The sequence below is a fragment of the Enterobacter sp. HSTU-ASh6 genome (assembly GCF_026319105.1).
In the GTDB taxonomy this organism is placed as follows: Bacteria; Pseudomonadota; Gammaproteobacteria; order Enterobacterales; family Enterobacteriaceae; genus Enterobacter; species Enterobacter sichuanensis.
In genome coordinates this window covers 103,559-122,345 of the sequence record NZ_WSPD01000004.1, presented here as the reverse complement: position 1 = coordinate 122,345, position 18,787 = coordinate 103,559, and the positions used below count along the sequence as shown (strand labels likewise).

The window sequence follows — 18,787 nt, the reverse complement described above, 5'->3', positions numbered from 1 at the left end:
CTCCTTTAGCAATTAATGCTATTCAAACCTCGATTTATAACAGGCTAAAACATCCGCCTAACACTATTTAGCATAACCTGCTTTTTGAGGGCCATCCGGATAAGCAGACAATTCTGATAGATATCAACCTCCTTGCCCTGCCGCGGAAATTGCGCGACGATCGCAGTATTGAAATGAGGAATCCCATGAACGCTTTCAGCCCTGCGCAGTTCCGCGCCCAGTTCCCGGCGCTGGCCGATGCTGGTATTTATCTCGATAGCGCCGCCACCGCCCTTAAGCCACAGGCGGTGATTGATGCGACGCAGCAGTTCTACAGCCTGAGTGCCGGCAATGTGCATCGCAGCCAGTTTGCCGAAGCGCAGCGGTTAACCGCGCGCTATGAAGCCGCGCGCGATCAGGTCGCACACCTGATTAATGCCGAAAGCGGGAAAAACATCGTCTGGACGCGCGGAACGACCGAAGCCATCAACATGGTGGCCCAATGCTACGCGCGCCCGCTGCTTCAGCCGGGCGATGAGATTATCGTCAGTGAGGCGGAGCATCACGCCAACCTGGTACCGTGGCTGATAGTCGCCGGTCAAACCGGTGCACGCGTGGTAAAACTCCCGCTGGGGTCAGATCTTCTGCCCGACGTGGCACGCCTGGCTGAGCTTATCACCCCCCGCAGCCGCATTCTGGCGCTTGGACAGATGTCAAACGTCACCGGCGGCTGCCCTGACCTGGCGCAGGCGATTCGCATCGCGCATGCCAGCGGCATGGTCGTGATGGTCGACGGCGCGCAGGGCGTGGTGCATTTCCCCGCCGACGTGCAGGCGCTGGATATCGACTTCTATGCCTTCTCAGGACATAAGCTTTACGGGCCAACCGGTATTGGGGTGTTGTACGGTAAGCCAGAGCTGCTGGCAAAAATGACGCCGTGGCTCGGTGGCGGCAAGATGATTACGGAAGTGACCTTCGAGGGCTTTAACACGCAGGAGGTCCCTTACCGCCTGGAAGCGGGTACACCAAATGTGGCGGGCGTCATTGGCCTGAGCGCCGCACTCGAGTGGCTCGCTGAAACCGACATTGTTCAGGCTGAAAGCTGGAGCCGGGGACTGGCGACGCTGGCAGAGGAAGAACTCAAAAAGCGCCCGGGTTTCCGCTCGTTCCGTGTGCAGGACTCGAGCCTGCTCGCCTTTGATTTCGCGGGCGTACACCATAGCGACATGGTGACGCTGCTGGCCGGATATGGCATTGCCCTGCGTGCCGGGCAGCACTGCGCCCAGCCGCTTCTGGCGGCGCTTGGCGTAAGCGGTACGCTGCGCGCCTCGTTTGCGCCCTATAATACGCAAAGCGACGTCGACGCGCTGGTTGCCGCTGTCGACCGCGCCCTTGAAATACTGGTGGATTAATGACTCGCGCAGATTTAGCCGGACATCCGTTTGGTACCGTCATCACAGAAGAGACGTTAAAGCAGACCTTCGCCCCGCTTTCACAGTGGGAGGATAAATATCGCCAGCTGATCCTGCTCGGTAAGCAATTACCGACCCTCTCTGACGAACTGAAATCACAGGCAAAAGAGATCGCAGGCTGTGAGAATCGCGTCTGGCTGGGCGTGAGCGTCTCCGACGGGAAGCTGCATTTCTTTGGCGACAGCGAAGGACGTATCGTACGCGGGCTGCTGGCGGTACTGTTAACCGCCATCGAGGGAAAAAGCGCGGCGGAGCTGCTGACGCACTCTCCGCTGGCGCTCTTTGATGAGCTGGGACTGCGAGCACAGCTTAGCGCCTCGCGCGGTCAGGGTCTTATCGCGCTGAGCGAAGCCGTGCAGGATGCCGCGCGTCAGGTTCAGGCCTGACGTTCCGCCTTCGCCATCATCTTCTTCAGGGCGTGAGACACCGCCACAAAGCCAAAGGAGGCGGTCACCATGGTGGCCGCGCCAAAACCTGAGGCGCAATCCATCCGTTTTGGCCCTTCCGCCGTGCTTTTCATCGCGCAGACTGAGCCGTCCGCCTGCGGGTAGACCAGCGCTTCAGTCGAAAATACGCAGTCAACGCCCAGCTTGCCCTTGCTGTTCTTCACCACGTTGAAGTCGCTCTTCAGCCGTTCACGCAATTTGGCGGCCAGCGGATCCTGAATGGTTTTCGCCAGGTCGGCTACCTGAATCTGCGTCGGATCGATTTGCCCGCCCGCGCCGCCGGTCGTCACCAGGGGAACCTTGTAACGACGACAGTAGGCGATCAGCGCCGCTTTTGGACGCACGCTGTCGATGGCGTCAATCACATAGCTGTAGCCTTTGCTCATGTATTCAGCGACGTTATCTGCCGTCACAAAATCATCAATCACCGTTACCCGACATTCCGGGTTAATCAGGCGGATACGTTCTGCCATGACCTCCGATTTTGCCAGACCGACGTTATCACGCAGGGCATGGATTTGACGGTTGGTGTTGGTAACGCATACGTCATCCATATCAATCAGCGTGATTGCGCCAATACCGGTTCTCGCCAGCGCTTCTGCCGCCCACGAGCCCACACCACCAATGCCCACGACGCAGACGTGCGCATCCGCAAACAGCTGCAGGGCTTTTTCACCATAGAGACGTGCCGTACCGCCAAAACGCTGGCGCCAGGCATCGCTGATTACCACAGACATAAAACCTCAGATGTAAAAAGGGTGAGGTTTTTCCTCACCCTGAACAGTAATCCGTATTCCGCTCAGAATACCACAATCAGCCGCTGAATACGCTTCCGGCGCCAGGTGCGGCCTTCAGCACCCATACGCGCCCGTAATGGTTATACCAGCCTGCACGGTGGCCGGCATCCGGGCCAATGCCCTGATAGATATCGAAGTGCTGGCCTTTAATCGCCCCGCCGACATCCAGCGCGACCATCAGACGCAGCTCATACTGCCCGTTGAATTTGCCGTTGTTGTCCAGCAGCGGGACTTCCGCCAGCAGCGTGGTGCCCGCAGGAATAATGGAACGATCCGATGCCACCGACGCCCTGCCAATCAGCGGGACGGCGCTCGCCCCTTTCACCGGAGCAAAGTTCTGCGGTTTGAAGAAGACAAACGACGGGTTCTGCTCCAGCAGCTCACGCACTTCGGCTTCACTGTGTTTTTCGCCCCACTCGCGGATCGCCTGCATCGACATGTCTTCTTTCTTCACTTCGCCGCGGTCGATCAGCACCTTACCGATACTGCGATAGGCGTGGCCGTTTTTGCCGGAATAGCTGAAGAAGTTAAGCGGCGAACCATCGCCAAAATCAATATAGCCGCTGCCCTGAACGTCCATGATGAAGTTGTCCATCAGGGAGTTGCTGTAGGCCAGAACGTAGTTTTCGCTCAGCGCACCGGCGTAAATCTCAGCGCGCGACGGCAGACGTCCTCGTTTTGGCGGCATACGATAAATAGGATACTGGAACTCGCCCTGGCGCGTGTGTCGCGCCTGAATCACAGGCGTGTAATACCCGGTGAACTGGACGTTGCCGTAGTTATCCGCCCCTTCCATCTGCCAGGCATCGATACCAAACTGGCGCATATTGCGTGTATCACCGCCTGCACGCAGCCAGTCCTGGACCGCGTTATACACGCTGCTCTGAGCGCCATACAGACGCGGCGACGCGTTGCGGATCTGGTAAACCTGCTCAGAAAAATCGCCGGCGTTAATCGGTGCGCCAACGGCATCAGGTTGATTAACTAACGAGAAAGGCTGGGATAACTTCCCGTCTTTATACTGTTGACCGCGATCGGTCGGTTTAGAAGAGCAGGCGGCAAGAATGGCTACCATTGCGCCCGTCATCAGATACTTCGCCCAACGTCCTTTCATTATATCTCGTCTTTAAGTTGCCCATTTCCGCGTGATGAAGATAACAAACCGCCAGGGCTAATGAAATGCGATCGCATGCCCTTTGGCAAATTCTGAGCAAAAAATAGTCCAAATGTCGCAACACCGTTCAATTTACATACAAAGTTAATGATTTATGTAAAAAAGGGGTTGCATCACAAACCTATCCGAGTATAGTGCGCATCCACGGACGCGGGGTGGAGCAGCCTGGTAGCTCGTCGGGCTCATAACCCGAAGGTCGTCGGTTCAAATCCGGCCCCCGCAACCAACACTTCTAAAACAATAAACACCCTTAAGGGTGTTTTTTTGTTTTTGTCATTTGTGAATTTGCCGGGCGTTCACCCGGCTTGAAAGATTTACCCGCGTCGTGCCAGCGTCGCCCCGTCAGAGAAATACGCCCGGATCCCTGCCAGAATCGACTCCGCGACCTCTTGCTGGAATTTGGCCGTTTTGAGCTTACGCTCCTCTTCCACGTTACTGATAAATGCCGTTTCGACCAGAATAGACGGAATATCCGGCGCCTTCAGTACCGCAAACCCGGCCTGCTCAACGCTGTTTTTATGCAGCTTGTTGATGTTACCCAGCTTACCCAGCACCGCTTTACCAAACTTCAGGCTGTCGTTGATGGTCAGCGACTGCACCATGTCGAACATGGTGTGGTCGACGTAGCGGTCGCCGCTTTTACTCACGCCACCAATCAGGTCCGAGGCGTTCTGGGTGTCCGCAAGGTATCGCGCCGCGGTACTGGTCGCACCTTTGGTGGACAGCGCAAACACCGACGAGCCGCTTGGCTGACGGCTGGTAAAGGCGTCCGCATGGATCGACACGAACAAATCCGCGCGCTGCTTCTGCGCTTTCGCCACCCTGACCTTCAGCGGGATAAACACATCCTCATTGCGCGTCATGTAGGCGCGCATATTGCCTTCTTTATCAATCAACGCCTTCAGACGACGGGCGATTTGCAGCACCACGTCTTTTTCACGCGTGCGATATTTCCCCACCGCGCCGGAGTCTTCGCCGCCGTGGCCAGGATCGAGCATGATCACAATCGGGCGATCGCGCCCTGCTTTTCCCGGCTGCGGGCCGCTTTGCGCAGGAGGGACCTGTTTCTCAAGGTTGCCCTGGTTGTAGTCTTCCAGCAGCGCCAGCAGGGGATCCTGAATGTCCGTCGCATTCGCCGGGTAGAGATCCATCACCAGACGCTCTTTGAACGTTGCCACAGGCGCAAGGGCAAACAGCTGCGGCTTCACGTTCTGCTTCAGCTCAAACACCATGCGCACGGTTTGCGGATCAAACTGCCCCACGCGCGCCGATTTAATAAACGGATCGTCGCCGCGGATCTGTGCCGCCATCCCCTTCAACACGGAGTTGAGGTTTACGCCTTCGAGATCCACCACCACACGTTCAGGGTTACTGAGGGCAAATTGCTTATATTTCAGTACGCGGTTGGATTCGACCGTCACGCGCGTATACGTTGACGATGGCCAGACGCGCACCGCCACGACCTGACTGGTGGCGGCAAGACCGACCTGACTGACGCTAAGCAACCACATTGCCCCGGCCCCTTTTAACAAACGGCGGCGGCTTATTGCTGAATTGGATCCCGACATGCTTCTCCCGAGCAAGAACACTGACTGATATACAAAATGTCCAGATTGACCGAAAACTTTAACGAATGACGCATAAACTGTCATCTATAAAAGGGTAAACAATCCTGTGCTAACGCACGGATTACTTATCGATTTCTGTGGGGCGCGGAAAATTTACGCTTGCACACGCGGCCACAATCGAATAAAAATACAGAAATTACGAATAAGCATTCATTAAGGGTTGTGCCATGGTGAAGGAGCGTAGAACCGAACTGGTCCAGGGATTCCGCCATTCTGTTCCCTATATCAACGCCCATCGGGGAAAAACGTTTGTCATCATGCTTGGCGGCGAAGCCATTGAGCATGAAAATTTTTCCAGCATCGTCAATGACATTGGCCTGCTGCACAGCCTCGGGATCCGCCTGGTGGTGGTCTATGGCGCACGTCCGCAGATCGATGCCAACCTGGCCGCTCATCACCACGAGCCGATTTATCACAAACACACCCGCGTAACGGATGCGAAAACCCTTGAACTGGTGAAACAGGCCGCTGGCCTGCTGCAGCTGGATATTACGGCTCGCCTGTCGATGAGCCTGAACAACACGCCGCTGCAGGGCGCGCATATCAACGTCGTGAGTGGCAACTTTATCATTGCCCAGCCGCTCGGTGTGGACGATGGCGTCGATTACTGCCACAGCGGACGCATTCGTCGTATTGATGAAGAAGCCATTCACCGCCAGCTGGACAGCGGTGCCATCGTACTGATGGGCCCGGTGGCGGTTTCCGTGACCGGTGAAAGCTTTAACCTCACTTCAGAAGAGATTGCCACGCAGCTGGCGATCAAACTGAAGGCGGAGAAAATGATTGGGTTTTGCTCCTCCCAGGGGGTGGTGAACGACGAAGGGGTTATCGTGCCAGAGCTCTTCCCGAATGAAGCCCAGGCCCGCGTGGAAGCGCTGGAAGCAGAAGGCGATTACCACTCCGGCACCGTGCGTTTTCTGCGTGGCGCCGTGAAAGCCTGCCGCAGCGGCGTGCGCCGTAGCCACCTGATCAGCTATCAGGAAGACGGTGCCCTGCTGCAGGAGCTGTTCTCCCGCGACGGTATCGGCACCCAGATTGTGATGGAGAGTGCGGAGCAGATCCGCCGCGCCACCATTAACGACATCGGCGGCATTCTGGAGCTGATCCGCCCGCTCGAACAGCAGGGGATTCTGGTGCGTCGTTCGCGCGAGCAGCTGGAGATGGAGATCGACAAATTCACCATTATTCAGCGTGATAACCTGACCATTGCCTGCGCCGCGCTCTATCCGTTCCCGGAAGAGAAGATCGGCGAAATGGCCTGCGTGGCGGTGCATCCTGACTACCGCAGCTCGTCACGCGGTGAAATGCTGCTTGAGCGCGTGGCAGCGCAGGCGCGCCAGATGGGCCTGAGCAAGCTGTTTGTGCTGACGACGCGCAGCATTCACTGGTTCCAGGAGCGTGGGTTCACGCCGGTGGATATTGATTCGCTGCCGGAAACGAAGAAAGAGATGTACAACTATCAGCGGCGCTCCAAAGTGCTGATGGCGGATCTGGGGTGAGACGACGCCCTCACCGTCCGGTGAGGGCTTTCGTTCAGAGGGACTCAAATATCGCGCTCAGCCCACTTCGGCGTTCCGTGCGGGTGGCGATAGCCTGCACCAGCACGCGTTCATCGGTATACAGCGACAGGCGCTGACGCGCGCGCGTAATGGCGGTATAGATCAATTCGCGGGTGATGACGGGTGAAAGCTGCGTGGGCAGGATCAGCGCCGCATGGTTAAACTCAGAGCCCTGGGATTTATGCACCGTCATCGCCCATGCGGTTTCATGCTCAGGCAAACGGCTCGGCTGGAAAGACTTCACGCTGCCGTCCGGCATCTGGAACCAGACGCGCAGCCCCTGACCGCGATCGAGCGCAATCCCGATATCCCCGTTAAACAACCCCAGCGCGCTGTCGTTGCGGGAGATCATCACCGGTCTTCCTTCATACCAGCGCGAATGCGGGGTACGGTGTATTTTACGCTTTTGCGCCAGCAGCTGTTCCAGCCTGTCGTTCAGGCCGCTGACGCCAAAGGGCCCTTCCCTCAGCGCACAGAGCAACTGATATTCGCCAAACGCGGCAATCACCTGCTCCGGTGTGCTTTGCTGCTGTACGCCCGTCAGGAAGTGTTGATACCCCAGCAGAGCATCATCAAGCATCGCCTGATACTCCTCCCCGTTTTGCAGCGATTTTTTCTCAATATCCGTAAAGGTGCCGTCAAATACCGCACAGGTGGTGTGGCGGTCCCCGCGGTTCACGGCCGCTGCAAGCTGGCCGATGCCGGAGTCACTGCCGAAACGGTAGCTCTTTTGCAACAGACACAGGCTGTCGCGCAGAGCCCCCGCAAGGGAATGGTTTTCAGAGGCGAGCGAACATCCCGTCAGACGCGCTAACTCCTGCGCGCGTTCCGCGGTATACCCCAGGCTGGCATACGTGCAGATATCGCCGAGTACAGCCCCGGCTTCCACGGAGGCAAGCTGGTCACGATCGCCGAGAAAAATGACGCGCGCGTGAGGCGGCAGAGCCTCAATCAAACGTGACATCATCGTCAGGTCAATCATCGACGCTTCGTCCACCACCAGCACATCAAGGTGCAGGGGATTACCGGCATGATAACGCAGCCGCTGGCTACCCGGCTGGGCGCCAAGCAGCCGGTGTAGCGTGCTGGCTTCGTTGGGGAAAAGCGCGAGCTGCTCGCCGGTAAGGGGTAATTTTTGCAGCGCCCCGCCTAACGACTCCGTCAGACGCGCCGCCGCTTTACCGGTAGGGGCCGCCAGGCGAATACGGCACTTTTGCTCACCCGAGAGCTGAATCAGCGCAGCAAGCAGCTTTGCCACGGTGGTCGTTTTCCCGGTGCCCGGGCCACCAGATATCACCGAGATCCGTCGCGTTAACGCTACGGCGGCCGCCACTTTCTGCCAGTCTGTTTCGTTCTCAGAGGTAAACAGCGTATCCAGCACCTGCCGAAGCTGCGCTTCATCGCAGGGAAGCGGGGCGTTCGTCTCACTAAAGAAGCGCGCCACCGTCAGTTCGTTGCGCCACAGTCGGTTAAGATACAAACGCTCGCCGGTGAGGATCATCGGCGTACCGGTATCGGTTCCGCTCACGGCAGGCGAACTGAGTAATATCGCTTTCCAGTCCACGGTGTCACCCAGCAGAGCGAAACAGGCCTGTAAAGCCGGGGGCATTTTCTCGTCTACCACCAGACGCGACAGCGGCAGACAGACGTGCCCTTCCCCCGCGTCTTTGCTCAGAATGGCGGCGGCGAGCATCACGGCTGGCTCTTCGCCCGCCACCATCATGGCAAACTGCACATCAAGGTGGCGCAGTAATCGTTGTTCAACCGCGTCCAGCAGTAGCGCCTGCATTGTCATGCCACCTCCTCCGTGCCTGCAGCAAACAGGTTATCCATTTTTTCAATCAGTTGCGCAGCCGGACGCGTGCTAAAGACACCGGAACGCGGGTCGTTAGGATCCACGCCACGCAGGAAAAGGTAAATCACGCCGCCAAAATGGTCTTCGTAGCGATAATCGGCAATGCGATGGCGCAGATAACGATGCAGCGCCAGGGTATAAAGCTGGTACTGCAGATCGTAGCGATGCATTTGCATGGCCGACGCCATCGCCTGTTGGGTATAGGCTTCGCTGTTTTCACCCAGCCAGTTCGACTTGTAATCCAGCAGGTAATAGCGCCCCTGATGGCGGAAAACCAGGTCGATAAAACCTTTTAACATCCCCTGCACCTGGCGGAAGTTCAGCGACGGACATCCGGCGGAAAGCGGATCGTACTCGCGGATCAACCCATCAAGCGCCTCGGCCCTGAGCGGGCTGGCGATGGGGAGATAAAACTCCATCTCGACCTGCTTATCTCTGGCAGTCAGCTGGCTGAGGGAGACCCCCTGCGTGGTGAGCGGCGCGTGTAAAACCGCGTGGATCCAGTCACGCAGAACCGGCTGCCATTGTGCGTCGTAGCCGCCGCTCTGTAACATCTTCAGCACCCACGCTTCGGAAACCGGCTGTGTGAAATCGAGCTCTTCAAACAGGCTGTGCAAAAACGTGCCTGGAGAGGCGCCACGCGGGAACTGGTGCGGCGTAAGCACAGGCTCAACGGGTACACTACCGGTTCCTGCCGCGTCCACGTCCAGTTTTGGCATCAGATCCAGCGCAACACTCTGTCCGTGCTGCTGTAAACCGGAGTAGCTGGTGACGCGCCAGTCGTCAGCAATCGGGCGTACCACCTGGCGGGCATGCAGATCTGACTCACGCGGCTCCGGCATTTGCCAGCGGTCGTTATCCGGTTGTGCCGGAATATGCAGGGCAACATGCTCCCCGCGAAGTGATTCGAGACACTGCCGTAACCCCGCAGCGTCTTTGGGCTCGCCATGCTGAATTAAGCGCCCCAGCGCGCTCAGGTGAAAATCGCTCTCCCCGGTCTTTTCACCGCGACGACGGAACAGAGGGGCAACGCCCAGACTGCAGTGCCAGACCGAACGGGTCAGTGCCACGTACAGCAGGCGTAAATCTTCCGCAAGACGTTCGGCTTCTGCCAGCTCAACGCTGGACTCCGCGTTGCTGAGATCGAGCACCGCCTCGAACGACTCGCGATCGTGATAAAAGGCCTGATCCTGCACACGGTAATTGGCGATAAACGGCAGCCAGACCAGCGGATACTCAAGCCCTTTCGATTTGTGAATGGTGACGATCTGCACCAGGTGTTTATCACTCTCAAGGCGCATCTGCTGGCTGGACGAATTGCTGTTCGGGTCGGCAATCTGCTGTGCCAGCCAGCGCACCAGAGCATGCTCGCTCTCCAGCTGCGTGCCCGCCTCCTGCAGGAGTTCGCTGATATGTAAAATATCGGTCAACCGGCGCTCGCCGCCCGCGGTTGCCAGTATATTCTCCGCAATGTGACGCTGTGCCATCAGCTCACGCACCATGGCCATCACGCCGCGCTTTTGCCATTTCTCCCGGTAGCGAACAAACTCTTCCACCACCGCATCCCATGCGGACTCGTCATTGTTGAGCGCATCGATATCACGGGCATTCAGCCCGAGCATCGCGCTGGCTAATGCGCTGCGCAGTGTGCTTTCCCGCTCCGGGGCCAGCACGGCCTGCAGCAGCCATAGCATCTCCTGCGCTTCCAGCGTTTCAAAGACGCTGTCACGGTTTGAGAGGTAGACGGACGGAATACTCAGCAGGGTCAGGGCGTCCCGAATAAGCGCGGCCTCCTGACGGCTACGCACCAGCACCGTGATATCCGATGCTTTTACGGGGAGTGCATCCTGGCCTTTCCAGAGCACCGCCTCGCCGCGAGCCCCCGCACTGAGCCAGTCACGGATCTGCGCGGCACAATGCTGGGCCATGGCGTTTTGATAGTCGGCGACGCCACATCCTTCACCGTCCAGCAGCCAGAAGCGCATGGCAGGCTGCGTCTCGCCGTTGAACTCAAAGCGCAACGAGGCATTTTTCTCGGCAAATTTTACCGGCTGGAACGGGATCTCCCGGAACATAAACGCCGTATCCATGCGGCTGAACAGCGCATTCACGCTTTCCACCATCCCAGGAGACGAACGCCAGTTGGTATCCAGGGTGTAGTGCGCCTCAACTTCGCTGCGGGCCTTCATGTAGGTGAAAATGTCCGCACCGCGGAAGGCGTAGATAGCCTGTTTAGGATCGCCGATTAACAACAGCGCGGTGCCGGGCTGCTGGCGCCAGATACGGCGGAATATGCGGTATTGTTGAGGGTCGGTATCCTGAAATTCGTCAATCATCGCCACCGGGAAACGGGTGCGGATCGCGGCGGCAAGCGCTTCGCCATTCTCACTGCACAAGGCCGCATCGAGGCGGCTCAGCATATCGTCAAATCCCAGTTCCCCCCGGCGGCGTTTCTCACGGGCGACGGCTTCGCGAATTTCCGTCATGGCGCGGGTGATCATCAGATCGTTGAGCGTCAAGGGTTCAGACAGCAGGGTTTCAATCGCCACAAACAGGGGATGTTCAGGCACAATACCGTCGGGTTTGGTGCGCTCAACGAGGAAACGCCGGGAGAATTTCTCCAGCGCGTCCGGGAGCTGGTAGCCCCGCGTCTCTTCCTGCGCCCAGGCGTTGATCTTGTCGATCCATTTCCCCTGGTTGCCACGGTTGAATTTGCGTCGGTCGATCCCGGAGTTTTCGATAATGGCGTCAATCTCGCCGACTGATTCAATCCATTTTTGCTTGATGTCGACAATTCGCGCGATGATTTTTTCATGGCGTGATGCCAGGGTTTCATCCGCCGGCGGCGGAGATTTGATCACCGGCGCTTCCCCCTGAAGATAACGATCGATCGCGCGCAGCAGCGCCTCAGGGCCCTTCCACAACGCATGTACCGCTTCGGCGATATCGCGCTGTAGCGGGTAGCAGTGGCGACGCCAGAAGTCCGCGCAGGCCTGATAGCGAAGCACGGTTTCATCTTCAATGAGCTGTTGTTCAAACAGCATGCCGGATTCAAACGCATTCAGGCTCAGCATCCGCTGGCAAAAACCGTGAATGGTAAAGACGGAGGCTTCATCCATCTGCCGTTCGGCCAGTAGCAGCCACTCTGCGGCCTGTTGCCTGTCCGCAATCTCTTCCAGAAGACTGGCATAAAGGGGGTTATCCGTGCTCTGACGCAGGCAGGCAATGCGCAGCTCGTGGATATTGGCGCGAATACGGCCACGCAGCTCGGCGGTGGCGGCTTCGGTGAAGGTCACCACCAGCAGCTCTTCCACGCTCAGCGGGCGGGGAAAAGCGGCGTTGCCGCCGAGCCCTAACAGCAGACGCAAATAGAGCGCGGCGATGGTGAAGGTTTTTCCCGTTCCCGCTGAGGCTTCAATCAATCGTTCACCCTGAAGAGGTAAACGTAAGGGATTAAGGGGCTCAGCGGTGTCGGTCATTCTTTCTTACTCCAGGGCATAGATTGCTGCAGCGCGCTGACGCTCTTCCAGACTTTCCAGCCTTGCGGGTTCACGTACTCCGTTTTCCCGTTCTGGCTACCGGAAACCTGAGACAGGATGGTCATTCCCTGCGGTTTAATCACCGCCTGATGGAAGAAATCGGCAACCTTTTGCGGCGTCAGCTGTTTTATCTCGGCCACTACTTTATCACGCGAATCAAATTTCAGATTACCGCGATCAAAATCTTTGCTCAGCTGCGAAGCTTCTTCACCCAACGTCTGCGGCGGCTGCATCACCTGCGCAATGACGGCCTGCTGGATCTGGGCGAACTCTTCCGGCTTCATGGCGCGCAGTTTTGCTTCCACCTGCGGGAAGAAAGCCTGGTAACGCTGCCAGAGATATGCCGGCTGCTTATCGCTGCTCTGCAGCAGGAAACCCAGCCCCCACTGGCGGCCCACGTTCATGGAGAAGGCAAACACCGCGTAGCCGAGCTGCTCTTCCGTGCGTAACTGGGTATAGAACCACGGCTGAATAATTTGACCCAGCACGGCACTCTGCGCTGAACTGGCGAATTCATCATAACCCGTTGGCACAAATACCGCGGCCAGGGCGGAATCCGTGCTGTTCCCCGCCTTTTCAAAGATTACATTCTGCTTTTTCTCAACCAGCACGTCCTGGTTGCGGCACCACTCATCGCCTTTAGAGCCGAGCTGAGTGCGAACATTCTGCGCCAGGGTTTTGGCCTGATCCTCGCTCATATTGCCGACAATCAGGAACTCCGGGCGCGTGTTGGTTTTCAGCGCGTCACGGTAAGCCAGCACGTCTTTTAAGGTGATCAAAGGCAACAGCGCGCGGCGATCCTCCCGCTGGAAATAAGGAACCTGCGATAACATTTGCGCTGGCATAAGCGCCAGATCGTAAGCTTTGCCCTTCTCCGCAGAATCCATCATCTGCGCATACCACGATTTGGCCTGCTCAAATTGTTCTTCCGTCGGCGTATAGCTGAAATAGCCCTCCAGCAGCGCCTGGAACAGCTGAGGTAGACGCTGGGTATAGCCATTTGCATTGAGCATCAAACCGTTGTTGGCGTTGGTGGAGAAGCTGATGCCGCCCACGGCCGCCTGGTTGCTCAACTGGTCAAGCGCAATACCGGCAAGGTAGTCATTGAGCGCGAACATCACCTGATTTTTGGCGCTGTTCATCGCTTTCGGGTTACGCAACACCACGCTGACGTCGGCCTTTGGCTCGCTTGCGAAATAGCGGCTTGGGCTATACACCACGCGCAGCGTCGGCTCATCAATGATAAGTGCCGGATGCGGATAGTCCTTCTCGGTTTTGATCAACGAGAAATCATCCGGGATATAGGGGTTCAGTTCCGGCAGTTTTAACGCGATCTCTCCCGCCTTCTTTTGCCAGTCGGCAAAGGTCTGGGCGCTGATTTTATCCACCTGATAAGGGGCATCGACAAAGTAAGCCGTTTTGTTATGCGGCTCATCCGGGCTGATGTACCAGATGCGGGCATTCTCCGGGGTCATCATCGCCAGACGGGCTTTGACCGCCTCAGGGTTGTACTGGTCGGCAATGTTCACCGCGTCGAGGGTATGTTCCACCGGCACGCGGATCATGGTATCGGCCAGCCACTCCACATAATCCATGTCGCGAGTTATCGATGGGTAACGGAAATCAAGATCCAGCACGTGCGCCAGTTCATCAAAGTAGCGCTTGTCGACGCCTTTTTCACGCAGCAGAGAGAGGTAGCTGAAGATTGCGGCCACCACTTCATCGCGGTGTGCCTGACCTTTGTCGGTCAGGGTTGCGGATATCGCCAGCACGCCGCTGTTCCCGTTTACCACCGGATCGGAGTCGGCGCGGATACCTTCTGCCAGCCCCTGTTTTTGCAGCCAGTCAGACAGCGTATCCGGGCTACGGTTACCGATGAGATAGGTCACCAGCTCGTCGGTTTTACTGCGAAACTGTGCCGTGTTGTTATCAATGCGAAATTCAACGCGTAACACTTTGCGCGGCAGCGCAGGCACGTAGTGGATCACGATGCCTTTTTGCGCGTCCGTGACCACCGGTACATCTATTTGCGGCCGGTCGATATTTTTATTGGGCACCCGACCAAAGGTTTTGGCCGCCATGCCCGCCAGCTCTGGCAACGGTTTATTGCTGTAGATAACCGCTTTCATCAGATTGGCGGAGTAGTATTTATCGCGAAACGCGTGCAGCGCATCCAGAACCGGGCTGTTCGGTTTGTCGCTCAATGTCTCCAGGTTACCACCGGAGAAACGAGACCCCGGATGCGCAGGGTTGATGGTTTCGGCGCTCACCTGGGCCATGCGCATACCGTCTCGCGTGCGGGCCAGAGTCAGTTCGGCATTCACCGCATTGCGTTCACGATCGGCGTATTTTTTATCCAGCAACGGGGCGGCGATGGCATCAGCAAGGCGATCGACCGCGCCTTCCAGCGCATCATTCTCGACTTCGAGATAGAAGGCCGTGCGGTACGGGGCGGTACTGGCATTATGGCTGCCGCCATGCATTTTCAGAAATTCGGACAGGCTATCTGGCTGCGGGTATTTTTTTGACCCCATCAGCGTCATATGTTCCAGATAGTGTGCAAGCCCGGGGTGGGATTCAGGATCTTCCAGCGACCCAACCGGCACCACCAGTGCCGAGAGGGATTTTACCGCCTGCGGGTCGGAAACCAGCAGCACGGTCATGCCGTTATCAAGGCGGATGGCCTGATACTGCCGGGTATCTTTTTCACTCTTACGGATAGTTTCCTGAACGGGTTGCCAACCGGAGTCTGCCTGAGTGACAGGTGCCCAAAGGGCGACAAACAAAACCAACGCTTTAAACAAGGTGCTGCCAGGCATTACGACCTCTTTATCACGGCTACATCATTAACAAACTGCGTGCTGGACACGCCAACATCTCTTTCTTTGGGTACATCAGTCCGTGATAAGAAGTGCATCATAAATGAACACCCCTGGCTGCGCAATTTTTATACAGCACTCAGGACTGATTAAATCTGAACAACGGTAACAAGTAGCGTTGCGCCTCTTCCTTGATCGCCTCAAAGTACTCGGGTTCAAGCGCGCGCCATAAGCGCTGATACCAGACATCTTCCCCTTCGCCACGCACCATCATGTTTCCTTCGTAGGCCTGCATAAATTTACTACGCGCCTTCTGCAGTGACGCCTCATCCGTTAACATCGCATCATTCTGCGCGTCATAACAGGCTTTTATCCAGGCCCCGCCACTTTCAGGCAGGAGCAGGAGCGGTTTGTTCATTCCCTGACGGTAGCCCTCAATGTACAAAGACAGGTATTGTAAGGCCTGCTCCGCCTCCATCGGCGGGAAGCGCCATTCGCCCTCTTTGCGCACAAAGATGCGGCTTTCGCCTTTATGGCCATCCGCACTGTAGACAAGATGTTCCAGCCAGAGTTGCAATCCTTGCGAAACGCTCAGCATTGAGGGCCGCCAGCGCAGCAGACCATCTGGCTGAACCTGGGTTAACCAGCCCGTAAGCTGCACACCATTACAGTTGAGATCGATTTCAATACTCTTCCCGGGCTGTCGACACGCTCTGACGCGCTCTGCCAGAGCAGTCATCTCCTGACACTGCGCCTCCCAGACGATCTCCCCGAACGCACCATAAGGCAGTTGCCCTGCCGCACGGTAGCGGCGGTAAAGTTTGTCCGCATCTTCCTCTTCAACCAGCGCATTCAGCAGTTGCAGGTTTAACTGATAGCGCTCCAGCCCTTCCAGGGTAAAGGGTTCTGCATCAGGAATTTCGCTCTCTTCAGAGCGGAAGTTGACCTGTAATCGTTGCTGGAAGAAAGCGCGCACCGGATGCGCCCAAAACCGCTGAAGCTGTTCGACGGTCAGGGTATCAATCGGTAGCGGGTCAAGTTCCTGAATGAAATCGGTATGCGCGCTCCCCTCTTTTTTGGCCGCCGGCAGCCACTCCTGGGCATAGCTCTGGCGCTCGCTGGCAACGTAATTCACCGGATCAAACGGCATGCGGCTGTGGTGACAGGTGATATGCGCTTTCACCCGCTGCTCGCTCTCATCACAGTTGCGCTCTTCATCCCCCGGCAGGTAGTGGCTCTGGCCGATATAATCCACCAGCTCCTGCACCAGAACCGAAGGGAAACGCTCGCTGTTGTCCTGAATGGAACGGCCGATATAGCTGATATAGAGCTTACTCTGGGCGGAAATGAGTGCTTCCAGGAAGAGATAGCGGTCATCATCACGGCGGCTACGGTCGCCCCGTTTTGGGTCTGCGCTCATCAAATCGAACCCCAGCGGCGCCAGCGCGCGCGGATAGACGCCGTCATTCATGCCAAGCAGGCAAACCACTTTAAACGGGATAGAACGCATTGGCATCAGGGTACAGATATTGATCGGACCCGCCAGGAAACGCTGACTAATTCGCTCCTGATCAAGCCGCTGCGTCAACTCATCCCGCAGCAGCGACAACGGAATCGCCTCGTGATAGTGGGAATTTACCCCCTCGTCGACGATAGCCTGCCACTGCGTTTCAATGAGGGCCATCGCCGCTTCGGTATCGCTGTCTGGCAGGAAGAAATCATTGAGCAGTGCCCGGCAAACCGGGAGCCACTCTTCAAGCGGGCGCGGCTGCATCAGTGCGTGTCGCCAGCGGTTAAGCTGCATCAGTAGTGACGCCAAATGTCCCACCAGTTCCGCAATCAAGCCGCTGGACTCATCGTAAGGCAGAACCTCGTTCCACTCGCCCTGGCTGCTTTCCATGGCGTAACCCAACAGCATACGCGTCAGGCCAAATCGCCACGTGTGCTGCCCGGTTGGGGGAAGTTCAAACTCCTGGACGTTATCATCGTCAATCCCCCAGCGCACGCCAGACTCGTTAACCCACTGGCGAAGGTAACGTAACCCCTCTTCATTTATGTTGAAGCGTGCAGCCAGCACGGGCACATCCAGTAAGGCCAGGACATCTTCGGAGATAAACCGACTATCCGGCAGCGACAGCAACGTGATAAATGCCTGTAACGCCGGATGAGATTGACGGGCGCGACGGTCCGAGATGGCGTAGGGCAGGTACCGCTCGCCTGTCGCACTGCCAAACACGGCCTGAATGAAGGGACTGTAGCTGTCGATATCCGCCACCATCACCACGATATCGCGCGGCGTCAGCTCGGGATCCGCCTGCAGCATCGCCAGCAGCTGGTCGTGGAGCACTTCGACTTCACGCTGTGGGCTATGACAAACGTGGATCGTCATGCTGCGATCGTCAGGATCCAGCTTTCGTTTCCTGTCGCTGCATTCAAACTCGTCCGCCGTCACGCCCATAACGGCGCGGTTTTCCAGATCCAGAATATCTGACTGAATATGATGCAGCAGGCTGTCCGGAGAGATTTCAACGAAGGCATCCACATCGCCTTCGCCTGATGACGTGATGTCGGAGAGCATGTGGATGTAATCACGCCCCAGCTTCCCCCAGGAGGCAAGAAGCGGATTGGGCAGGTTCTGAATACCGTGTTCATCGAAAAGCTGCGCGGCGGAGGCGCTGTCTTTAAACAGGGGGACGGTTCGCTCTTCAAAAAGGCGTCGCCTCTGGCGACTCACCAGTCGTGAAAGCCAGCGACCATCCTGAATATCGCCCCAGTACTGGCGACAGGGGTTAGTAAAGAGAATATGAATGTCGATATGCTTACCCAGCGCATTCAGCGCTTGCAGGTAAACCGGTGGCAACGCCGAAATACCGCAGATAAACACACGGGAAGGCAGTCGCGGCGGTCGTTCATTGCTGTTTTGCAGAACAGAGATAAACCGCTGATAGAGGTTGGCACGGTGCCACTTAGGCTGGCCAAGTTTCTCCGTATGTTCCACCAGCGCTTTCCACAAGGGAGCCTGCCAGACCTGCGCCTCAGGCAACCCCTCTACCTGCTCACCCGCTTCCCAGCGGGCAAGCCACTCCGGTCGGTAAACCAGATACTGGTCATAAAGGTCGGCGGTGCGCGACGCCAGCTGGAACAGCTTGCGTTTATCGGTATCGTCATTGAGGTAGTGGCGCAGCATGGCAAATTCATCGTGCTGCAGCATTTCTGGCAGCAGCGCCATCAGTTTCCAGCTCATGCCTTGCTTGTTGAAGGCGCTTTGCTCCGGAATGTCCGGCAATACGCGGACAAACATCTCCCAGATAAAACTCGCCGGCAGCGGGAAATCAATATTGGCGGCAATGCCAAACTTACGCGAAAGCGACATTTGCAGCCACTGTGCCATACCGGTGCTCTGCACCAGCACCATTTCAGGCTCAAAAGGATCGTCAAGCCGCTCGCGCTCAACGATAAATTCCATCAGTGCTTCCAGCACATCCAGACGATTTGAGTGGTAGACCCTTAACATAGACG

Annotated in this window: 10 protein-coding genes and 1 tRNA gene; 4 read left to right on the top strand and 7 right to left on the bottom strand. The window is 57.1% G+C overall.

The window, feature by feature from the left end; all coding sequences use genetic code 11:
- The first annotated feature begins 185 nt into the window (after positions 1 to 185).
- Together csdA and csdE are read left to right on the top strand one after the other, a co-directional pair.
- Positions 186 to 1,391 carry a cysteine desulfurase CsdA gene (gene csdA, locus GM298_RS06195; protein ID WP_262783972.1) on the top strand — a complete coding sequence of 402 codons (1,206 nt, stop codon included), beginning with the start codon at positions 186 to 188 and terminating at the stop codon, positions 1,389 to 1,391.
- The gene (csdE, locus tag GM298_RS06190; RefSeq protein WP_045286497.1) at positions 1,391 to 1,837 is read left to right on the top strand and encodes a cysteine desulfurase sulfur acceptor subunit CsdE; all 447 of its coding nucleotides are present in this window, start codon (positions 1,391 to 1,393) and stop codon (positions 1,835 to 1,837) included. Before csdA ends, csdE begins: the two co-directional genes overlap by 1 nt.
- Here csdE and tcdA read toward each other — a convergent pair.
- Together tcdA and mltA are read right to left on the bottom strand one after the other, a co-directional pair.
- Positions 1,828 to 2,634, bottom strand: coding sequence for a tRNA cyclic N6-threonylcarbamoyladenosine(37) synthase TcdA (tcdA, locus tag GM298_RS06185; protein ID WP_006811804.1), 807 nt, complete (start codon positions 2,632 to 2,634; stop codon positions 1,828 to 1,830). The two genes, csdE and tcdA, sit on opposite strands and share 10 nt — an antisense overlap.
- A gap of 76 nt (positions 2,635 to 2,710) precedes the next feature.
- Entirely contained in the window at positions 2,711 to 3,808 is a 1,098-nt protein-coding gene (gene mltA, locus GM298_RS06180; RefSeq protein ID WP_025757038.1) for a murein transglycosylase A, read from the bottom strand.
- Positions 3,809 to 4,017: 209 nt separating this feature from the next.
- Here mltA and GM298_RS06175 point away from each other — a divergent pair.
- A tRNA-Met gene (locus GM298_RS06175) sits at positions 4,018 to 4,094 on the top strand.
- An 88-nt stretch (positions 4,095 to 4,182) separates the two neighbouring features.
- Here GM298_RS06175 and amiC read toward each other — a convergent pair.
- Positions 4,183 to 5,436 (bottom strand): N-acetylmuramoyl-L-alanine amidase AmiC, encoded by a 1,254-nt coding sequence (gene amiC, locus GM298_RS06170; protein WP_025760261.1) that lies wholly within the window; start codon positions 5,434 to 5,436, stop codon positions 4,183 to 4,185.
- Between the two features lie 227 nt (positions 5,437 to 5,663).
- Here amiC and argA point away from each other — a divergent pair, with 227 nt between their 5' ends.
- Positions 5,664 to 6,995 carry an amino-acid N-acetyltransferase gene (gene argA, locus GM298_RS06165; RefSeq protein WP_014885072.1) on the top strand — a complete coding sequence of 444 codons (1,332 nt, stop codon included), beginning with the start codon at positions 5,664 to 5,666 and terminating at the stop codon, positions 6,993 to 6,995.
- Between the two features lie 34 nt (positions 6,996 to 7,029).
- On the opposite strand, the gene recD is transcribed toward argA, so the two are convergent.
- The 4 genes from recD to recC form a co-directional block, all read right to left on the bottom strand.
- Entirely contained in the window at positions 7,030 to 8,850 is a 1,821-nt protein-coding gene (gene recD, locus GM298_RS06160; protein ID WP_266153791.1) for an exodeoxyribonuclease V subunit alpha, read from the bottom strand.
- Entirely contained in the window at positions 8,847 to 12,389 is a 3,543-nt protein-coding gene (gene recB, locus GM298_RS06155; RefSeq protein ID WP_266153790.1) for an exodeoxyribonuclease V subunit beta, read from the bottom strand. Before recB ends, recD begins: the two co-directional genes overlap by 4 nt.
- Entirely contained in the window at positions 12,386 to 15,268 is a 2,883-nt protein-coding gene (gene ptrA, locus GM298_RS06150; protein WP_266153789.1) for a pitrilysin, read from the bottom strand. The genes recB and ptrA overlap by 4 nt, the downstream gene beginning before the upstream one ends.
- A 139-nt stretch (positions 15,269 to 15,407) precedes the next feature.
- Positions 15,408 to 18,782 carry an exodeoxyribonuclease V subunit gamma gene (recC, locus tag GM298_RS06145; RefSeq protein ID WP_266153788.1) on the bottom strand — a complete coding sequence of 1,125 codons (3,375 nt, stop codon included), beginning with the start codon at positions 18,780 to 18,782 and terminating at the stop codon, positions 15,408 to 15,410.
- Positions 18,783 to 18,787 lie beyond the last annotated feature (5 nt).